Annotated in this window: 19 protein-coding genes and 1 tRNA gene; 11 read left to right on the top strand and 9 right to left on the bottom strand. The window is 73.1% G+C overall.

Features of this window, described 5'->3' with window-relative positions:
* Positions 1–3 precede the first annotated feature (3 nt).
* Complete coding sequence (locus AB0878_RS04685; RefSeq protein ID WP_366576493.1) at positions 4–492, bottom strand: SCO family protein; 489 nt, start codon at positions 490–492, stop codon at positions 4–6.
* Between the two features lie 104 nt (positions 493–596).
* Between AB0878_RS04685 and AB0878_RS04680 the strand changes: the two genes are divergently transcribed.
* The 3 genes from AB0878_RS04680 to AB0878_RS04670 all read left to right on the top strand — a co-directional run bounded on the left by AB0878_RS04680 (position 597) and on the right by AB0878_RS04670 (position 3,137).
* Positions 597–1,049 (top strand): hypothetical protein, encoded by a 453-nt coding sequence (locus AB0878_RS04680; RefSeq protein WP_366576491.1) that lies wholly within the window; start codon positions 597–599, stop codon positions 1,047–1,049.
* 134 nt (positions 1,050–1,183) lie between these two features.
* On the top strand, positions 1,184–1,837 hold the full coding sequence (locus tag AB0878_RS04675; protein ID WP_366576994.1) for a TetR family transcriptional regulator: 654 nt from the start codon (positions 1,184–1,186) through the stop codon (positions 1,835–1,837).
* 67 nt (positions 1,838–1,904) lie between these two features.
* A complete protein-coding gene (locus AB0878_RS04670) occupies positions 1,905–3,137 on the top strand; it encodes a cytochrome P450 (RefSeq protein ID WP_366576489.1) in 1,233 nt (410 codons plus the stop codon).
* Here AB0878_RS04670 and AB0878_RS04665 read toward each other — a convergent pair.
* Positions 3,127–3,687 carry a TetR/AcrR family transcriptional regulator gene (locus tag AB0878_RS04665; protein ID WP_366576487.1) on the bottom strand — a complete coding sequence of 187 codons (561 nt, stop codon included), beginning with the start codon at positions 3,685–3,687 and terminating at the stop codon, positions 3,127–3,129. The two genes, AB0878_RS04670 and AB0878_RS04665, sit on opposite strands and share 11 nt — an antisense overlap.
* A 111-nt stretch (positions 3,688–3,798) precedes the next feature.
* On the opposite strand from AB0878_RS04665, the gene AB0878_RS04660 reads away from it, so the two are divergent.
* The 4 genes from AB0878_RS04660 (at position 3,799) to AB0878_RS04645 (ending at position 7,247) form a co-directional block, all read left to right on the top strand.
* Positions 3,799–4,644, top strand: a complete 846-nt coding sequence (locus AB0878_RS04660) for an SDR family NAD(P)-dependent oxidoreductase (protein WP_366576485.1) — start codon at positions 3,799–3,801, stop codon at positions 4,642–4,644.
* A 107-nt stretch (positions 4,645–4,751) separates the two neighbouring features.
* A complete protein-coding gene (locus tag AB0878_RS04655; protein WP_366576483.1) occupies positions 4,752–5,138 on the top strand; it encodes a YciI family protein in 387 nt (128 codons plus the stop codon).
* 16 nt (positions 5,139–5,154) lie between these two features.
* Positions 5,155–6,381: a DUF6596 domain-containing protein gene (locus AB0878_RS04650; RefSeq protein ID WP_366576992.1), complete on the top strand. Its 1,227-nt coding sequence runs from the start codon at positions 5,155–5,157 to the stop codon at positions 6,379–6,381.
* Positions 6,378–7,247, top strand: coding sequence for a hypothetical protein (locus AB0878_RS04645; RefSeq protein ID WP_366576481.1), 870 nt, complete (start codon positions 6,378–6,380; stop codon positions 7,245–7,247). The genes AB0878_RS04650 and AB0878_RS04645 overlap by 4 nt, the downstream gene beginning before the upstream one ends.
* 188 nt (positions 7,248–7,435) lie before the next feature.
* Here AB0878_RS04645 and AB0878_RS04640 read toward each other — a convergent pair whose 3' ends face one another.
* Both AB0878_RS04640 and AB0878_RS04635 read right to left on the bottom strand, forming a co-directional pair.
* Entirely contained in the window at positions 7,436–8,023 is a 588-nt protein-coding gene (locus tag AB0878_RS04640; RefSeq protein WP_366576479.1) for a TIGR03086 family metal-binding protein, read from the bottom strand.
* A 67-nt stretch (positions 8,024–8,090) separates the two neighbouring features.
* Entirely contained in the window at positions 8,091–9,191 is a 1,101-nt protein-coding gene (locus tag AB0878_RS04635; protein ID WP_366576477.1) for an ionic transporter y4hA, read from the bottom strand.
* Positions 9,192–9,421: 230 nt separating this feature from the next.
* On the opposite strand from AB0878_RS04635, the gene AB0878_RS04630 reads away from it, so the two are divergent.
* Both AB0878_RS04630 and AB0878_RS04625 read left to right on the top strand, forming a co-directional pair.
* The gene (locus AB0878_RS04630) at positions 9,422–10,384 is read left to right on the top strand and encodes a TIGR03557 family F420-dependent LLM class oxidoreductase (RefSeq protein ID WP_366576475.1); all 963 of its coding nucleotides are present in this window, start codon (positions 9,422–9,424) and stop codon (positions 10,382–10,384) included.
* Between the two features lie 55 nt (positions 10,385–10,439).
* The gene (locus AB0878_RS04625) at positions 10,440–11,561 is read left to right on the top strand and encodes a malic enzyme-like NAD(P)-binding protein (protein WP_366576473.1); all 1,122 of its coding nucleotides are present in this window, start codon (positions 10,440–10,442) and stop codon (positions 11,559–11,561) included.
* Positions 11,562–11,669: 108 nt separating this feature from the next.
* Here AB0878_RS04625 and AB0878_RS04620 read toward each other — a convergent pair whose 3' ends face one another.
* From AB0878_RS04620 to selD, 5 genes are all read right to left on the bottom strand, one after another.
* Positions 11,670–12,764, bottom strand: coding sequence for a Vms1/Ankzf1 family peptidyl-tRNA hydrolase (locus tag AB0878_RS04620; protein WP_366576471.1), 1,095 nt, complete (start codon positions 12,762–12,764; stop codon positions 11,670–11,672).
* Positions 12,765–12,790: 26 nt separating this feature from the next.
* Positions 12,791–14,581 (bottom strand): thiamine pyrophosphate-requiring protein, encoded by a 1,791-nt coding sequence (locus AB0878_RS04615; protein ID WP_366576469.1) that lies wholly within the window; start codon positions 14,579–14,581, stop codon positions 12,791–12,793.
* A gap of 67 nt (positions 14,582–14,648) precedes the next feature.
* Entirely contained in the window at positions 14,649–14,963 is a 315-nt protein-coding gene (locus AB0878_RS04610) for a DUF3618 domain-containing protein (RefSeq protein WP_366576467.1), read from the bottom strand.
* Complete coding sequence (locus tag AB0878_RS04605; RefSeq protein ID WP_366576465.1) at positions 14,960–15,373, bottom strand: phage holin family protein; 414 nt, start codon at positions 15,371–15,373, stop codon at positions 14,960–14,962. Before AB0878_RS04605 ends, AB0878_RS04610 begins: the two co-directional genes overlap by 4 nt.
* A gap of 146 nt (positions 15,374–15,519) precedes the next feature.
* The gene (gene selD / locus AB0878_RS04600) at positions 15,520–16,512 is read right to left on the bottom strand and encodes a selenide, water dikinase SelD (protein ID WP_366576463.1); all 993 of its coding nucleotides are present in this window, start codon (positions 16,510–16,512) and stop codon (positions 15,520–15,522) included.
* A 63-nt stretch (positions 16,513–16,575) separates the two neighbouring features.
* Here selD and AB0878_RS04595 point away from each other — a divergent pair.
* Positions 16,576–16,667 (top strand) — tRNA-Sec (locus AB0878_RS04595).
* A gap of 15 nt (positions 16,668–16,682) precedes the next feature.
* The gene (selA, locus tag AB0878_RS04590) at positions 16,683–17,972 is read left to right on the top strand and encodes an L-seryl-tRNA(Sec) selenium transferase (RefSeq protein ID WP_366576461.1); all 1,290 of its coding nucleotides are present in this window, start codon (positions 16,683–16,685) and stop codon (positions 17,970–17,972) included.
* Positions 17,973–17,975 lie beyond the last annotated feature (3 nt).

Here is a 17,975-nt window from a genome sequence, read left to right as displayed (position 1 = left end):
TGTTCACGAGACGGCCGCCCGCAGGCGGTCGGTGAACGTCGCGTCGTCGAGCCCGTCGGTGAGGTGCGTCGCGTAGGCGCCGTCGGGATCGAGCACGTAGGTGATGGCCGTGTGCGGCACCGCGTAGCCGTCGGGGTCCTCGGGATCGTCCTTGCGGCGCGCGAAAACCCGGAAGGCGCGCTTGGCCCGCTCGATCTGCTCGGGCGAGCCGGTGAGGCCGGTGAAGCGCGGGTGGTCGCCTTCGAGGTACACGCGCATCACCTCGGCACTGTCGCGCTCCGGATCGACGGTGATGTACAGCGGCTGGATCTTGTCCGCCAGCGGCCCCAGCGCGGCCAACGCGGCGTCCAGGCGCCCGAGCGCCCGCGGGCACACCATGCGGCAGTGGGTGAAGCCGAAGAAGACCGTGACCCACTTGCCCCGGTAGTCCCGCTCGGTCACGGCCCTGCCGTGGTGGTCGACGAGACTGAAGGTGGCGTCGATCGGCGTCACGCCGGGTCCTCCCTGTCGCTCCGGGTGGGTCTTCGGCCAGGCACTCGATGGCCAGCGTAGTGGGGTTCAGGCCCCGGCGTGAGGGGGCCACTTATTCTGCGCAGGTGACGGATTCTTCTGCGGCCGAGCAGCGCCGGGACGCGATGCTCCGCGCGTCGGGCCTTGTTGTGGTGAAGACGAGCACGCTCGCCGATGGCCCGCAGCCCAGGGACGCCTGGCGTCCGGTCATCAGTGGTCACGCTGTTCCGACGGCGACGGTTGCCTTTGGTTCCGGCGAGGACTATGTGAGTGAAGTCGATCGCAAGTGGGAGTCCATTGCGGAGGATCGCGGGATTTTCGGGAACGACGGAGAATTTTTGATCAGTGTCGGGGGCGGTGGGCTGGGAATCCTGGCCTGGGCTCAGGTCAGGCGCGTGGGAAGCGTTTCCCTCGCGCGCAATCTTGACGTGGGTCCCGAGGAGCCGGAATTCGTGGCCATGTCGCTGGACGGGCGGACCGTATGCGGCGTGACAGCCGAGGAATACGACATGTGGATCGTCGCCGTCGATCTGTCTTGAATCGTGGGGCCGCGAGCTCGGCCGTGCGAAGCGATGTCGTCAGATCAAGTCAAGCACTTGACTTAACTCGCGAAGATCCGGTTGACTGATCACGAACCGCAGGCACGACGCGGGGAGGAGCAACCGTGGCCGGAGTGATCGGGAAGGCGGTCCGCGCCGAGGCGACGCGGGAGCGGATCCTCGCCACGGCCGAGCGGCTGTTCGCCGAGCACGGCGTGTACGCGGTGTCGAACCGGCAGATCAGCGAGGCCGCGGGGCAGGGCAACAACGCGGCCGTGGGCTACCACTTCGGCACGAAAGCCGACCTCGTGCGCGCGATCGCCCGCAAGCACGCCGGGGGCATCGAGGAGATCCGGACGCGCATGGTCGCGCGGGTTCCCGAGGACGCCGGCGTGCGCGACTGGGTCGAGTGCCTGGTGCGGCCGGTCACCGACCACCTGGCCGCCCTGCGCGCGCCGACGTGGTTCGCGCGCTTCGCCGCGCAGGTGATGACCGACCCGGCGCTGCGCGGGATCATGGTCGAGGAGGCGCTGAGCGCGCCGGCGCTGCACCGCATCCTCCACGGCCTCGACACCTGCCTGCCCCACCTCAGTCCCGCCGCCCGTGCCGAGCGCGACGCCATGGCGCGTCTGCTGATGGTCCACACCTGCGCCGAACGCGAACGCGCGCTCGCCGAAGCCGGCCCCACCCCGCGCCCCGACTGGCCCACCGCCGGCACGGGCCTCGTCGACGCCATCGTCGGCCTCTGGCTCGCCCCTGCCACGGTGCCGGCACCTGATGCCCGCTGACGTCACACCGAAGCGGGCCACCGTCCACTTCGGACCGACAACCACCCACCCCGCCGCGGAGGAACGCATGACGAGCACGCTGGACCAGGCCACCCCGGGCGCCGACGAGGTGCCCGAGTTCCCGATGGCCCGGGCGGCCGGATGCCCGTTCGATCCGCCGCCGCGGGCGCGCGAGTTGCAGGAGGCCGGGCCGCTGGCGCGGGTGCGGCTGTGGGACGGCAGCACTCCGTGGCTGGTGACGCGGTACGCGGACCAGCGGGCGCTGCTGGCGGACGCCAGGGTGAGCGCCGACATCACGCGGCTCGGCTACCCGAGCCCCGCGCCGTTGCCGCCGGGCGGGTCGGCGATCAGTTTCATCCTGATGGACAACCCGGAGCACGCGCGGTTGCGCCGGATGGTGACGGCGCCGTTCACGGTGCGGCGGATCGAGGCGCTGCGCCCGGCGGTGCAGAAGATCGTGGACGACTCGCTCGACGCGATGCTCGCCGGGCCGAACCCGGTGGACCTCGTGGAGGCGTTCGCGCTGCCGGTGCCCTCGCTGGTGATCTGCGAGCTGCTCGGCGTGCCCTACCGCGACCACGACTTCTTCCAGACCAACAGCAAGGTCATCATCAAGCGCGACGCCGACCCGGCCGAACGCGCCGCCGGGCACCGCGCGCTGCTGGGGTACCTCGACGACCTCATGGGGGAGAAGCTCGCCCGCCGGCAGGACGACCTGCTGTCCGGGCTCGCCGGCCGCGTCGAGGCCGGCGAGCTCACCCGCGCCGAGGCCGCGCAGATGGGTGTGCTGCTGCTGATCGCGGGCCACGAGACCACGGCCAACATGATCGCGCTCGGCACGCTGACGCTGCTGCGCCACCCGGACCAGCTCGCCTTGGTCCGCGAGACCGACGACCCGGCCGTGATCGCCGGCGCGGTCGAGGAACTGTTGCGCTACCTCACGATCACGCACAACGGCCGCCGCCGCGTGGCGATCGAGGACATCGAGATCGCCGGTGAGACGATCCACGCGGGCGAAGGCCTGATCATGGCCAACGACATCGCCAACCGCGACGAGAGCGTGTTCCCCGACCCCGACGGGCTCGACGTGCGCCGTCCTGACTCGCGCCGCCACGTGGCGTTCGGCTTCGGCGTGCACCAGTGCCTCGGGCAGCCGCTCGCGCGCGTGGAGCTGCAGGTCGTCTACAACACGCTCTACCGGCGCGTCCCCACGCTCGCCCTCGCGGCGGACCTGGACGAGATTCCCTTCAAGCACAACGGTTCCGTGTACGGCGTGTACGAGCTGCCCGTCACGTGGTGATGCGGAGCCCTTCCAGCACGATGTCGAGGTAGGGCTCGGCGGTGCGGCCCGTCGCCGGGTCCTTCGGCAGGGCGCCGACGAGGTTGAGCACCTGAGTCGCCGTCACGTCGGGCCGCACGTGGCCCTCGGCGCGGGCGCGGTCGAGCAACGCGGCGAAGCTCGCCTTCATCGGCGCGCACGTGGTGGCGACCGGGGAGCCGTCGTCGGCCAGCCCGTCGCCGACGTGCCCGCTCAGGCCCGGGTACTCGGTCGCGGCGCGGTCGTAGAGCCGCAGCCACTCCGGGAGCCGGGCGGCGCCGTCGGGCGCGTCGAGCAGTTCGCGGGCGCGCGCGTCGAGCAGGTCCGCGCTGTCGCGCATGATCGCGGCGAACACGTGCTCGCGCGACGGGAAATGCCGGTACAGCGTGCCGCGCCCGACTCCCGCCTCCTGGGCGACGACCTCCAGCGGCGCGTCGGTGCCCAGGCGCGCGAAGACGTCTTTCGCAGCTTCGAGGAGCACGTCGTAGTTGCGGCGCGCATCGGCGCGCCGGGGTTTCGCGGGACCGGTCACGTCCCGAGTGTATCCGGACGCCGTGTCCGCTATCACCGTGACAACCGGACGCGGTGTCCATATCGTCGGTGACAGGAAACGGACACGACGTCCGGATGGAGAGGAGATCCCATGGCTCCCGTGATCGCCGTGGTCACCGGCGCGAGCCGCGGCGCCGGCAAGGGCATCGCCCTGGCGCTGGGCGCGACCGGCGCCACCGTCTACGTCACCGGCCGCAGCGCGAACCCCGGCGACTCGCCCCACGGCGGCACGGTCGCCGACACCGCGGCCCTGATCGACGAAGCCGGCGGCACCGGCGTGCCCGTGGTCGTGGACCACGCCGACGACGAGGCCGTCGCCGCGCTGTTCGCCCGCGTCGCCCGGGAGCACGGCCGGCTCGACATCCTCGTGAACAACGCCGCGAAGGTCGCCGAGCCGATGCGGCCCGGCGGGTTCTGGGCCAACCCGGTCGAGGCGGCCGACCTGATCACCGTCGGCCTGCGTTCGCACTTCGTCGCCGCCCACCACGCCGCGCCGCTACTGCTGGCCAACGGCCGCGGCCTGATCGTCCACACCGGTCACTACGGCGCCGTCTCCTACCACCAGGGCCCGGCCTACGGCGCGCAGAAGGCGGGCGCGGACAAGATGGCGGCCGACATGGCGAAAGACCTGCGTCCGCACCACGTCGCGGCCGTCTCGATCTGGATGGGCGGCCTGCGCACCGAACGCGCCGAGGCCCACCTCGCGACACTCCCGCCGGCCGCCCGGACCGGCCTGCGCGAGTCGCCGCAGTTCACCGGCCGCGTGATCGCCGCGCTCTACGCGTCGCCCGACCTGATGGACTACTCGGGCCGCACGCTCATCGGCGCCGAGCTCGGCGCCCGGCTCGGGGTCACCGACGTGGACGGCACGGTTCCGCTCAGCCGGCGCGACGAGCTCGGCGCGCCTCCCGAGCCGCACCCGTCGCTGCTGGGCTGAACCGGGCCGGAGAAACTTTTCGCCCCACTCGCCGCGCCGTGTCGAGTTACGGTCGGGCTGTTCGTCATCCTCTTCGGACGAGCTGGACCAGATGAGGCGGAGGACCTGTGCAGTACATGTTGCTGATCTACAACTGCGTACGCCCCGAACCGGGCGATCCCGGGTTCGAAGAGGCGGTGGCACGGGTGAACGCGTTCGCCGACGAGTGCCGGCGCCGCGGCGTGTGGGTGGAGGGCAAGCCGCTGCAGCCGGAGGCGACGGCGACGACCGTGAGCGTGCGGGACGGGCGCACGTTGATCACCGACGGCCCGTTCGCGGAGACCCACGAGCACCTCGGCGGGTTCTACCTGTTCGACTGCCGCAACCTCGACGAGGCTCTCGAGCTCGCCGCACTGTGCCCGATGGCGGAGGAAGGCTCGATCGAGGTGCGGCCGGTCGTCGGGATCCCGGGTGTGGGCCACGCGCCGCTCGACGTGGCGGCCCCTGCTGAGTGAGCCGGCCGCCGCCGCGGTGGAGCGGGTCTACCGCGCGGACCGCGCGCGGATGCTCGCCGCGCTGATCCGCGTGCTCGGCGACTTCGAGCTCGCGGAGGACGCGTTGCAGGAGGCGTGCGCGCTCGCCCTGCGCAAGTGGGCCGCCGTGCCCGACGACCCGGTCGCGTGGCTGCTCACGGCGGCGCGCAACAACGCGATCGACCGGCTGCGGCGCGCCCGGCTGGGCCGGGAGAAGCTCGCGGCGATCGGGGCCGAGGTCCAGGAGGTGCCGATGACCGACTTCTCCGATCGGCGCCTGCTCGACGTGGGCGACGAACGGCTGAGCCTGATCTTCACCTGCTGCCACCCGGCGCTCGCCGAGCCGGCGCGCGTCGCGCTGACGCTGCAGGCCGTGGTCGGGCTGACGGCCGGGCAGATCGCCCGGACGTTCCTCATCGGCGAGGCGACGCTCGCGCAGCGGCTGGTCCGGGCCAAACGCAAGATCCGCGATGCCGGCATCACGCTGGAAGTCCCGCCGGATCACCTGCTGCCCGAACGGCTCGCCGGAGTGCTCGCCGTGGTGTACCTGATCTTCACCCAGGGCTACACCGCCGCGGCCGGCTCGCCCGAGCACACCACGCTGCGGCGGGAGGCGATCCGGCTCGCCCAGCTCGTGGCCACGCTGATGCCGGACGAACCGGAGGCGCTCGGCCTCGTCGCCGTGCTGCTGCTGCACGATTCGCGCGCGGCGGCGCGGCACAGCCCGACCGGTGATGTGGTGCTGCTGGAAGATCAGGACCGGACGCGGTGGGATCGCGGCGAGATCGGCGAAGCCCTGGGGCTGCTGGACCGCGCGCTGCGCCACGGCGAGCCCGGGCCGTACCAGGTGCAGGCCGCGATCGCCGCGCTGCACGCGCAGGCGCCCTCGGCCGAGCTCACCGACTGGGCGGGCATCGCGGGCCTGTACACACGGCTGCTGGAGCTCACGCCTTCGCCCGTCGTGGCGCTGAACCACGCCGTCGCGGTCGCGATGGCGCAGGGCCCGGCCGACGGGCTCGCGCTGATCGACCGCATCGACGGGCTCGGTCAGTACCACCTGATGCACGCGGCGCGCGCCGACCTGCTGCGCCGCCTCGACCGGCGCGAAGAGGCGGCCACCGCCTACCGGCGCGCCCACGAGCTCGCCCACACGCCGGCGGACCGGCGGTTCCTCGCCCGCCGCCTGCTCGACCTCGACGCACGCACCCCTGGGGAGGCACCGTGAGACTGTCCATTCTGGAGCGCGGCCACCGCCGCCGCGCGAAGCTGTTCCTGTCGGCCACGTCCGCGATGTCCCGCGTGGACAGTCCCGACATCGTGCGGACGCTGCTGTACCGGCCGGAGTTCATGACCCGTGCGCTGCTGGACCTCACGGCGCCGGCCATGCGCGGCCCGTCGTCGTGGACGGCCGGCGAGCGCGAGTACCTGGCGATGGGCACGGCGAAGCTGCACGAGTGCCCGTTCTGCATCGTCACCCACGCGGAGCTCACGCGCATCGCCGGCGACGGTGAGGTGGACCCGGACGAACCGGCGTCCGCCCGCCCGGGACTGCGGGCGGTGCGCGCCTTTCTCGACACCGTTTCGCGGCCGGGCGGCGAGCCCGACGCGTCGCTGGTAGCCGACGTGCCCGCGCCGGCGGTGCTGGAGGCGCTGCGCGTGAACCTCGTGTGGGACGTGGTCAACCGCCTGGCCAACGCGTTCGGCTTCGAGCTGCGCGACGGCCAATTGGAGAGCGGCACCCAGGCGCTGCACCGCTTCGGCTACCGTTTCCCCGGCTTCCTGCTCTCCGGCGGTACGAAGACCGACCACGGCGACGTCGTCGAAAACCTCCGCCACGTGGTGGTCGAAGCGCGTGGCGTCACCGACCGGGCTCTGCGCGCGGCGCTCGTCGCCGGCGACCCGGTGGCCGAGCCGTGGCAGACCTACGCCGACACCGTCCGCACCGCGTCCTACCGCGTGACCGATGCCGACGTCGCCGCCCTGCTGGCCGCGGGCCACACCGAGGAAGAGGTCTTCGAGGTCACGGTCGCGGCCTCGGTCGGCGCCGCACTGGCCGCGTTCGACCGGGGCCGCAAGGCGCTCGGGACATGACCCCGGCACGACCTCGAGGACCGGGGTCGGGCCCGCCGCGTCAGGAGAGGTGGACCCAGAGCGCCGTGATCGGCGCGCTCAGTCCGGTCGTGCCCGCTTGCCAGCCGTTCCTGCCGGGTTACTGCCACCCGCCGGAATCGGGCGAAGCCGGTGGGTGTGTCCACACCGGACACACCCACCGGCGCACGTCACGCGGCGACCGGCTCCCAGGCCGCCCGGCCGAGGAAGGCCAGCAGCCGCGTCTGGTCGTCCGAGCCGGCCGGCGGGGTGAGCTCCGGGCCGAAGAAGCCGGGGGCGCGCACGGCGTGCGCGCGGGCCCAGTCGAAGGCGACCGCGACCGTGGCCGGGTCGAGGTGCACGTCGGCGCCCAGGGCGTGGCCGATGTCCCACGTGTGGGCGACCAAGTCGGTGGTCAGCAGGCTCACCACCGCGGCGACCGGCACGTCGCCGAGGCCCGGGATCGTGGTGGTCCGCGTGAGTGCTTCCGGGGTCAGCGCGGCGAGGCAGGCCGTGCGGGCGTTCCGCCAGGTCGTGAGCGGGTCGTCGCCCGCGACCGGCGCGGGGTGGGGCGAACCCGGTGCACCCGAGCGGTCTGCGTAGTCCTCGCCGGCGGCCCAGGCGCGCAGCTGGTGCTGGCCCCAGACCGCGTGGCCCGCGAGGTCGCGCACCGACCACCCGGGGCACGTCGAGCGCGCGTCCCAGCGCTCGGCCGGCACCGCGGCGAGCACCGCGTCGAACCCGTCCTGCGCCTGCCGGTACAACGCCAAAGTGTCCATCGTCCGTCCTTTCCACGAGGTCCTTGCACCCCGAGGACGAACGGGCGTGGCCCGGCTCGACAGCGGTCTACGGACTGGCGGCGAGGAACACGAAAGCCGCGAGCAGCACGAGGTGGACACCGCCCTGCAGGCGCGTCGCGCGGCCCGGCACCACGGTGAGGCCGCCGACCACGACGGTGATCACCAGCAGCACGATCTGCGTGGCGTCCAGGCCCAGCAGCAGCGGCCCGCTGAGCCAGATCGACGCGAGCGCGATCGCCGGGATCGTAAGGCCGATGCTGGCCATCGCCGAACCCAGCGCGAGGTTCAGGCTGACCTGCACGCGGTCGCGCCGCGCGGCGTTGGTGGCGGCGAGCGTCTCGGGCAGGAGCACGAGCAGCGCGATCACCACGCCGACGAACGACTGCGGGAACCCCAGCGCCGCCACACCGGCCTCGATCGCCGGGGACTCCACTTTGGCCAGCCCGACCACCGCCACGAGCGCCACCAGCAGCAGCCCGAGACTGAACAACGCGGTGCGCGTGGTCGTCGGCTTCGCGTGCGAATCCTCCTCGACCACCGCGCCGGCGTCGTCGATCGGCAGGAAGAAGTCGCGGTGGCGCACGGTCTGCGTGACCACGAAAAGCCCGTAGAGGATCAGCGACGCGATCGCGGCGAACCCCAGCTGCGCGGGGGAGAACTCGGGGCCGCGGCGGGAAGTGGTGAACGTGGGCAGGACGAGGCTGAGGGTGGCGAGCGTCGCGACGGTGGCCAGCGCCGAGCCGGTGCCCTCGGCGTTGAACACCGTCGTCTTGCGCCGCCACGCGCCCACCAGCAGCGAGAGGCCGAGGATGCCGTTGCACGTGATCATCACGGCCGCGAACACCGTGTCCCGCGCGAGCGAAGCCGTTTTCGGGCCGCCGGAGACCATGAGCGTGACGATGAGCGCCACCTCGATCACCGTGACGGCCACCGCCAGCACGAGCGACCCGAACGGCTCGCCGACGCGGTGCGCCACCACCTCCGCATGGTGCACCGCCGCCAGCACCGCGGCCGCCAGCACCACCGCGACGAGGATCACCGGCACCGTCCCGAGCACCCGCCCCCACGTCACCGCCAGCACCACCACCGCGACCGCCGGGGCGATCGTCGTCCAGCGCAACCAGGGAGAACCCGTCCGGGAAGCCATGCCCCGCAGCTTCGCAGATCAGACCGCCAACCGCCCCCGGACCGCGCCGCGCCGGGTGACGGCGAACCGGGAGATCCGCTCCTGGCTGGAGCTGCCGAAGCCGTGACGGCGCGGCCGTCCTCCTTTCGGGGAGGGCGGCCGGTTTCGCGCGGCGCGGGGCGGGCAACCCCGGCGGCGGAAGGGCGGACCGGCGGCGGTTCGCCACGACGCGACCGAGCGGGGGACACCGCATGCGCATCGGCTACACGTTGATGACCGAGCAGGCCGGGCCGAAGGACCTGGTCGCCCACGCGGCCGGGGCGGAGCGGGCGGGCTTCGACTTCGAGGTCTGCAGCGACCACTACTCGCCCTGGCTCGCGGAGCAGGGACACGCGCCGTATGCGTGGAGCGTGCTCGGCGCGGTGAGCCAGGTGACCGAACGGGTGGACCTGATGACGTTCGTGACCTGCCCGACGATGCGGTACCACCCGGCCGTCGTCGCGCAGAAGGCGGCGACGATCCAGCTGCTGTCCGACGACCGGTTCACCCTCGGCCTCGGCGCGGGGGAGAACCTCAACGAGCACGTCGCCGGGCAGGGCTGGCCGCCGGTGAACGTGCGCCACGACCTGCTCGCCGAGGCCGTGCAGATCATCGGCGGCCTGTTCGACGGCGGGTCGTTCAGCTACGAGGGCAAGCACTTCCGGGTGGACTCCGCGAAGCTCTGGGACCTCTCGCCGACGCGCGTGCCGGTCGGGATCGCCGTGTCCGGCAAGCAGTCCGTGCACCGGTTCGCGCCGCAGGCGGACGTCATGATCGCGGTCGAGCCCGACCCGGCACTGTGCGGCGAGTGGGACGCCACGCGCCTCGGCCCGCCGACGCGCAAGGTCGCCCAGCTGCCCGTGTGCTGGGATCCGGATCGCGGCGCGGCCGTGCGGCGGGCACACGACCAGTTCCGCTGGTTCAGCGGCGGGTGGAAGGTCAACTCGGAGCTGCCGGGCCCGGCCGGGTTCGCCGGTGCGACGCAGTTCGTGCGTCAGGACGACGTCGCCGCGGGGATCCCGTGCGGTCCGGAGGTGGGGCCGATCCGGGAAGCGGTGCGGCAGTTCGCGGACTCGGGGTTCACGGATCTGGCGCTGATCCAGATCGGGGGCGACCGGCAGGAGGAGTTCCTGGCGTTCTCGGAGAAGGAGCTGTTGCCGGCTCTGCGCGAGTAGGCGGCGGTGAAAAACCGGCCGATTTCCCGGTGGCCGCACGGGGTATCCGGCGCGCATGAGCCATAGCCGTGGAAAAGTGGAGGTCTCGGCCCGGGTCCGCCTCGACGGACCCGAGGACCTGGCGAAGGAGTACACGCCCGGGGTCGCCGAGGTGGCCGAGCGGGTGGCCGACGACCCGTCCGCGCTGATGCGCGAGACGGTGAAGGCCAACGCGGTCGCGATCGTGTCCGACGGCTCGGCGCTGCTCGGCCTCGGCGACCGCGGGCCGGCCGCCGCGCTGCCGGTGATGGAGGGCAAAGCGGCGCTGCTGAAGCGGTTCGCCGACGTCGACGCCTGGCCGATCTGCCCGGTCAGCCGGGACCCGGACGACCTGGTGCGCACCGTGAAGGACCTCGCGACCTCGTTCGGTGCGATCAACCTCGAGGACATCGCCGCGCCGAGGTGCTTCACCGTCGAGCGCCGCCTGCACGACGAGCTCGACATCCCCGTCTTCCACGACGACCAGCACGGCACCGCGGTCGTCGTGCTCGCGGCGCTGCACAACGCGATGAAGCTGACCGACCGCGAGGCCGCCGGCACCTCCGTGGTGATCTCCGGCGCGGGCGCGGCGGGCAGCGCCACGGCGCGGCTGCTGCGCGAAGCCGGCTACGAGCGCATCGTGGTGTGCGACAGCCAAGGCGTGCTGCACCCCGGCCGTGACCTCGTCGGCGAGAAACGCTGGCTCGCCGAGAACACCAACCGCGACGGGACCGTCGAAGGCAGCCTGCGCGACGCGCTCTCGGGCGCCGACGTCTTCATCGGCGTCAGCGCGGGCGGTCTGCTCGGCGAAGACGACATAGCCGCGATGGCCGACCGCGCGATCGTGTTCGCGCTGGCCAACCCGGACCCCGAGATCGATCCGGACCTCGCGGGCAAACACGCCGAGATCGTCGCGACCGGGCGCAGCGACCACCCGAACCAGATCAACAACGTGCTGGTGTTCCCGGGCGTCTTCCGCGGCCTGCTGGACTCCGGCGCGCCCCGCGTCACGAGCCGCATGCTGCTCGCCGCGGCCCGCGCCCTCGCCGATGTCGTCGCCGACGACCTCACCCCGCAGCGGATCGTGCCCACGGTTTTCGACGACGGTGTGGTGGACGCCGTGGCGGGCGCGGTGATGGAGGCCGCGAAGGAGGATTGAGAGGAGGCCGGCCGGCACGTAGTGTCCGGCCGGCCCGTTGTGCTGCCCGGTGTCCGGGCGGTGCGGGCACACCCCGCCGCCTGCCCGCACCGCCCGGAGGTCAGGGGGTCACGGGTGCCGCAGCAGGGCGGCGAACCCGCCCGGCAGGTCGAGTCGTTCGTCCATCACCACGACGTCGGCGCCGACGGCTACAGCGGCGTACGGGAGGGCCTCGTCGGCGCGGTGTGGTGCGGTTTCGGTCGCGCCGAGAGCGGCCAGCCGCGGCGCGGCGACGCCGACCTGGGTGGGCTCGGGGCCGGTCAGGACCTCGGCGTCGCCGGGGTCGCCGACGAGCAGGGTGGCGACGTTGGACTCGGACAGCGCCGCGGTGACGGCCTCCAGGCCGCTGACGGCGAGGCCGGATCCGCGGCCGGTCTCGGCGCGGAAGCGGTCGGCGAGGTCGTCCAGCTCGCGAAGGTGGCGGCCGGCCAGCAGTTCGTGGACGTGCTCGTCCAGCTCGGCGCGGTCGGCACCGGCCGCGCGACCCCCGGCGTCGGTCTCCTCGGCGATCGCGCGCACGGGCTCCGGCAGCAGGCCCAGCAGCTCGGCGCGGGCCTGCACCTCGCCGGCCAGCACGACCAGGCGGGCATCGGTGCGTTCGACCGTCTTGGCCACGGCCGTCGCGACGTCCTCGAGGTTGTGCCGCACGGCTTCCTCCGTGCGGTGCTGCAGGTCCCGGTGCGCCGAGCCGCCGGTGCGGGCCTTGTGCACGTCGTCCTCGGCGCCCTGCACGGTGTCGTCGCGCACCGTGCCGCCGCGGTGGTGCACCTCGACGTCCGCGCCGTGGCGGTCGACGAGCACCACCACGTACTCGGGCGCGTCGTCGGCGTGGGTCACCACCGGCAGGAAGTACGGCAGGTCCGAATACCGCGCCTCCTGCGCGGTGGGCGGCGCGGCGAGCCGGCGGTCGGCCACGATCTCGCCGTGCGCGGCGATCAGGCTCCGGCCGGCCGGCCCGACGGGCGGGGGAGCGGCTTCGACCGCGGCGACGATCGCGTCGACCGTCTCCGGATCGGCGTCCTGTTCGGACAGCGCTGCCTTGATCTCCCTGAGCCGCAGCTCGAGCTGTTTTGCTGCGTCCTCCGTGTCGTGCGACTGGTCGAAGTGGACCGAGGCGAACGGTCCGGTCGTGGTCGTCAGGGGACGCAGGTCGTGGGTGTCCACAAGGGACTCCTTTCTGGTGCGCGGAATCAGGTGCGCGTCGGCAGGAGCTCCTGGACCTTTGTCTTGAGGCCCTGGGCGACGAGGTGCCACGCGTCCGGGTCACCCCTGAGCACCGCTTCGGTCATGGACTTGATCTGCTCGAACGTGGCGTGCGGCGGGATCGGCGGGACCTCCGGATCGCAGCGCACGTCGAGCACGGTGGGGACGTCGGCGTCGAGCGCCGTCGTCCAGGCGTCGCCGAGCCGCTCGGGGTCGTCGACCGCGATGCCGCCCAGCCCGATGCCGCGGGCGAAGTCCGCATAGGACACTTCGGGCAGCGACTGCGAGGGCTCGAACTTGGGCGCGCCGCCCATCGCCCGCAGCTCCCAGGTGACCTGGTTGAGGTCACCGTTGTGGAAGACGCAGATCACGCAGCGCTGGTCGGGCCAGAGCTCGCGGTAGCGCGCGAGGGTGAGCAGCTCGGCCATGCCGTTCATCTGCATGGCCCCGTCGCCCACGAGCGCGACGACCGGGCGGTCGGGGTGTGCGAACTTGGCGCCGATCGCGTACGGCACGCTCGGGCCCATCGTCGCCAGCGTCCCCGAGAGCGAGCCGCGCATCCTGCCGCGCATGCGCAGGTTGCGGGCGTACCAGTTGGCGGTCGAGCCGGCGTCGGCGGTGACGATGGCGTCTTCCGGGATCCGCTCGGAGAGCTCGTGGACGATCCGCATCGGGTTGATCGGGTCCGCCGCCAGCATGGCCTGGCGGGTGACGGTGTCCGTCCAGTCGGCCACGTTCTTCTCGATCCGCTCCCGCCACCCGCGTTCGGTCTTGCGTTCCAGCAACGGGATGAGCTGTGCCAACGTGGACTTGGCGTCGCCGAGGAGGGTGACCTCGGTGGGGTAGCGCAGGCCCAGGAAGCGCGCGTCGAGGTCGATCTGCACGGCACGTGCCTGGCCGAACGGCGGCAGGAACTGGCTGTACGGGAAGCCGGAGCCGATGATCAGCAGCGTGTCGCAGTCGTTCATGAGCTCGTAGCTCGGACGCGTGCCCAGCAGGCCGATCGCGCCGGTGACGTACGGCAGGTCGTCGGGCAGCACGTCCTTGCCCAGCAACGCTTTCGCCACTCCGGCGCCCGTCAGCTCGGCGACCTCGCGGACCTCGGTCACGGCGTTGCGCGCACCCTGGCCGACCAGGATCGCGACCTTCTCACCGGCGTTGAGGACCTCCGCCGCCCGCGTCAGCTCCTCGGCCGGCGGCACGACCTTCGCGCGCGGGTGGCCGGGCGGGCTGGAGGGCACGTGCTTGAACGCGTGCTCGGGCGGCGAGTACGGCAGTTCCTGGACGTCCGCCGGGATGATCAGGGCCGTGGGGGCGCGCTGCGCGAGCGCGGTGCGGATGGCGCGGTCGAGCGCGTTGGGCAGCTGCTCGGGCACGTTGACCTCGACGAGGTACTCGCTCGCGACGTCCTTGAACAGCGACTGTAGGTCGACTTCCTGCTGGTAGCTGCCGCCCATCGCGCTGCGCGCGGTCTGGCCGACGATCGCCACCACGGGCACGTGGTCGAGCTTGGCGTCGTAGAGGCCGTTGAGCAGGTGGATCGCGCCGGGCCCGGAGGTCGCCGCGCACACGCCGACGCGCCCGCTGAACTTCGCGTAGCCGACGGCCTCGAACGCCGCCATCTCCTCGTGTCGTGCCTGCACGAACCGCGGCTCGTTCCCGGCGGTGCCGAACGCGGTGACGAGGCCGTTGATGCCGTCCCCGGGATAGCCGAACACCTGCTCGACGTCCCATTCGCGCAGCCTCTGCACCACGTAGTCCGCAACGGTTGTGGTCATGCCGCCCGGGTACCGCCGGGCGGCGGCGGGCAAACATCCGTGGCGCGCCTGAACGACAACGCGCCGGTCAGTGTTCGTCGTGCGAGCGCCGGCGCAGGATGAGCCGCAGCACGACGATCAGGCCGAGCACGCTCGCGAACACCGGCACCGGGTTGGCGCGCACGGTTTCGGCGCCCTGGCGGAACTTCTTGGCCGTCGGTTCGCCGACGACCGTGCCGACCTTCGCCTCGGCCTGGTCGAGCCGGTCGTCGAGGCCCTGCTTGATCTTCGGGCGCACGTCGAGCTTCTGCTCGAGGGTCTCCAGCGTCTGCGCCAGCTCGGCGCGCGTGGCGTCGCGGTCGATGCGGACCTCGTCCGGGGTCTCGGGGAACTCGCGGTTCACGAGCGCACCTCCTGCCGCACGACCTCGACGTCCTCGCGGACGCCTTCGATGGCTTCCCGCGGCACCGGCGGTGTCGCGTTCTTGATCTGCGTGCGCCCGACCAGCGCCGAAATCCCGGCGACCACGAACAACACACCCGCGACGACCAGCGCCGACGCCCATCCCGGCAGCACCAGCGCGAGCGCCATGATCGCGGCGGCCACCAGCGCCCCCGCACCGAACAACGCGACGAGCCCCGCGGCGCCGAACAACCCGGCACCCACACCCATCCTCGTGCTCTTTTGCTTCAGCTCCAGAACCCCGAGCCGGACCTCGTCGCGCACCAGCCGTTTCACCTGGTCGCCGAGGTCGGCGACGAGCTCGCCGAACGAGCGTTCCTTCGGTGGAATCGGCTGCACCTCTTCGGTCACCACCGCACCTCCATCGTCACGTCACGGTCCGGCGCGGGCCGCCGGGTGGTCCCCGGGTTCCCGCTCCCGCGTCGGCTCAACCTTCGGCGGGCGCGGTTCGCTTCGGCCACTGTCCACTTCGGCCGGTCGGCGGGGCGAGCGCCGGATCAGCCGACGACGACGGTGTGCTCGCCGGCCGCCACGAGCTCGCCGATCACCGGGTAGCCCGGGACCTCGCCGGCGATCAGGAGGCCGCCCGAGGTCTGGGCGTCGGCCAGGAGCAAGGCCTCGTCCTCGGGGATACGGGAAAGGTCGGTGTGGGGGCGGACCCAGTCGAGGTTGCGGCGCGTCCCGCCGCTGACGTGGCCGGCGGCGAGGGCCTCGCGGGCGCCGTCGAGGTAGGGGACGGCGGCCGGGTCGAGGCGGGCGGTGACGTGGCTGGCGCGGGCGAGCTTGTGCAGGTGGCCGAGCAGCCCGAAGCCGGTGACGTCGGTCGCGCAGGTGGCGCCGGCGGCCAGGGCGGCGCGGGAGGCGTCGGCGTTGAGCGTGGTCATGGTGGCGATGGCGTGGTCGAAGCGTTCACCGGTGGCCTTGTGGCGCGAGTTGAGCACGCCGATGCCGAGCGGTTTCGTGAGGGTGAGGGGCACGCCCGGGCGGCCGGAGTCGTTGCGCAGCAGGCGGTCCGGGTCGGCGATGCCGGTCACGGCGAGGCCGTACTTCGGCTCGGGGTCATCGACGCTGTGCCCGCCCGCGAGGTGGCAGCCGGCCGGTCCGCAGACGTCGAGGCCGCCGCGCAGGACCTCCGTGGCGAGCTCGAACGGCAGCACTCCGCGCGGCCAGCAGAGCAGGTTCACGGCGACCACGGGGGTGCCGCCCATCGCGTACACGTCGGACAGGGCGTTGGCGGCGGCGATGCGGCCCCAGTCGTACGGGTCGTCGACGACGGGGGTGAAAAAGTCGGTCGTGGCGATGAGGGCCGTGCCGCCGGAGATGCGCACGGCGGCCGCGTCGTCGCCGTCGTCGAGGCCGACCAGCAGCTCGCCGGGCGGGTCGACGGGCGACTTGCCGGTCAGGCCGCGGACCACGTCCTCGAGCTCGCCGGGCGGGATCTTGCACGCACAACCGCCGCCGTGCGCGTACTGCGTCAGCCGGTGTTCCACGCGCCCCATCGTGCCCGGGCTGCGGACGCGGCGCGACCTTGGCAGGATGGCGGGATGCTCCAGGGAGGCGTCTCCGGCCTGGTGGCCGGCGCGGTCTTCAAAACCGTCGGGCGGCAGACGCTGTCGCCGGCGGGTTCGATTCCCGTCCGCCTCCGCCGGGAGCGCCGCGGGTGACCGATCCGCGCCGGGCCGTGCCCCGCACCGACGCGCTGCTCGCCGACCCCCGCATCGCGAAGGCCGCCGAGCCGCTCGGTCGTGAGCTGGTGAAGTCCGTCGTGACCGCCGCGCAACAACGGATCCGCGAAGGCCTGATCCCGCCCGAGACGATCGTGGACGACGTCCTCGCCCACTTGCCCGGGCACGCCACTTCGCTGCGGCCCGTCGTCAACGCCACCGGCGTTGTCGTGCACACCAACCTCGGCCGGGCGCCGTTGTCACCGGCGGCGGTGGACGCGGTCGCCGCGGCCGCGGGAGCCACGGACGTCGAGTTCGACCTCGCCACGGGTCGGCGCGCCCGCCGGGGCCGCGGTGCGCTCGCGGCCCTGGCCGACGCCGTCCCGGCCGCCGGCGGCGTGCACGTGGTGAACAACAACGCCGCCGCGCTGCTGCTGTGCGCCCTCGCGCTCGCGCCGGGCCGCGAGATCGTGGTCAGCCGCGGTGAGCTGGTCGAGATCGGCGACGGCTTCCGGATCCCCGACCTGCTGGCCTCGACCGGCTCGCGGCTGCGCGAGGTCGGGACGACGAACCGCACGCACCTCGCCGACTACGCCGCCGCGCTCGGCCCCGGAACCGGATTCGTGCTCAAGGTCCACCCGTCCAACTACCGCGTCACCGGCTTCACGGCGGAAGCCTCCGTGGCGGACCTGGCCGGGCTCGGGGTGCCGCTGGTCGTGGACATCGGCTCGGGGCTGCTCGCGCCGCACCCGCTGCTGCCGGACGAACCCGACGCGGCCACGGTCCTGGCCCAGGGCGCGCACCTGGTGACCGCGAGTGGCGACAAGCTCCTCGGCGGCCCGCAGGCCGGCCTCCTGCTCGGCGACGCGGCGCTGGTGGAGCGGCTGCGCCGGCACCCGGCGGCGCGGGCGCTGCGCGTGGACAAGCTGACGCTGGCGGCACTCGAGGCGACCTTGCGCGGCCCGCTGCCCCCGGTGCGAGAAGCGCTGCGGATCCCGCTGCCGGAGTTGCGCGGCCGTGCGGAGGAGCTGTGCGCGACGCTGCGTGCGGCCGGAGTCGATGCCGAGGTCGTCGAGTCGACCGCCGCCGTCGGGGGCGGGGGCGCGCCCGGGGTCGAGCTGCCGAGCGTGGCCGTCGCGTTGCCCGCGCCCTACGCCGAGGCGCTGCGGGCCGGGCAGCCACCCGTCGTCGGCCGCGTGGTCCGCGACCGCTGCCTGCTGGACCTGCGGACCGTCCCGCCCGGCGACGACGCCACGATCGCGGCCGCGGTGCTGGGGTCCGGGTGATCC

It is taken from the genome of Amycolatopsis sp. NPDC047767 (assembly GCF_040704195.1).
Lineage (GTDB): Bacteria > Actinomycetota > Actinomycetes > Mycobacteriales > Pseudonocardiaceae > Amycolatopsis.
The sequence above is the reverse complement of the archived record's forward strand: the minus strand, read 5'-3'. Positions and strand labels throughout refer to the sequence as shown.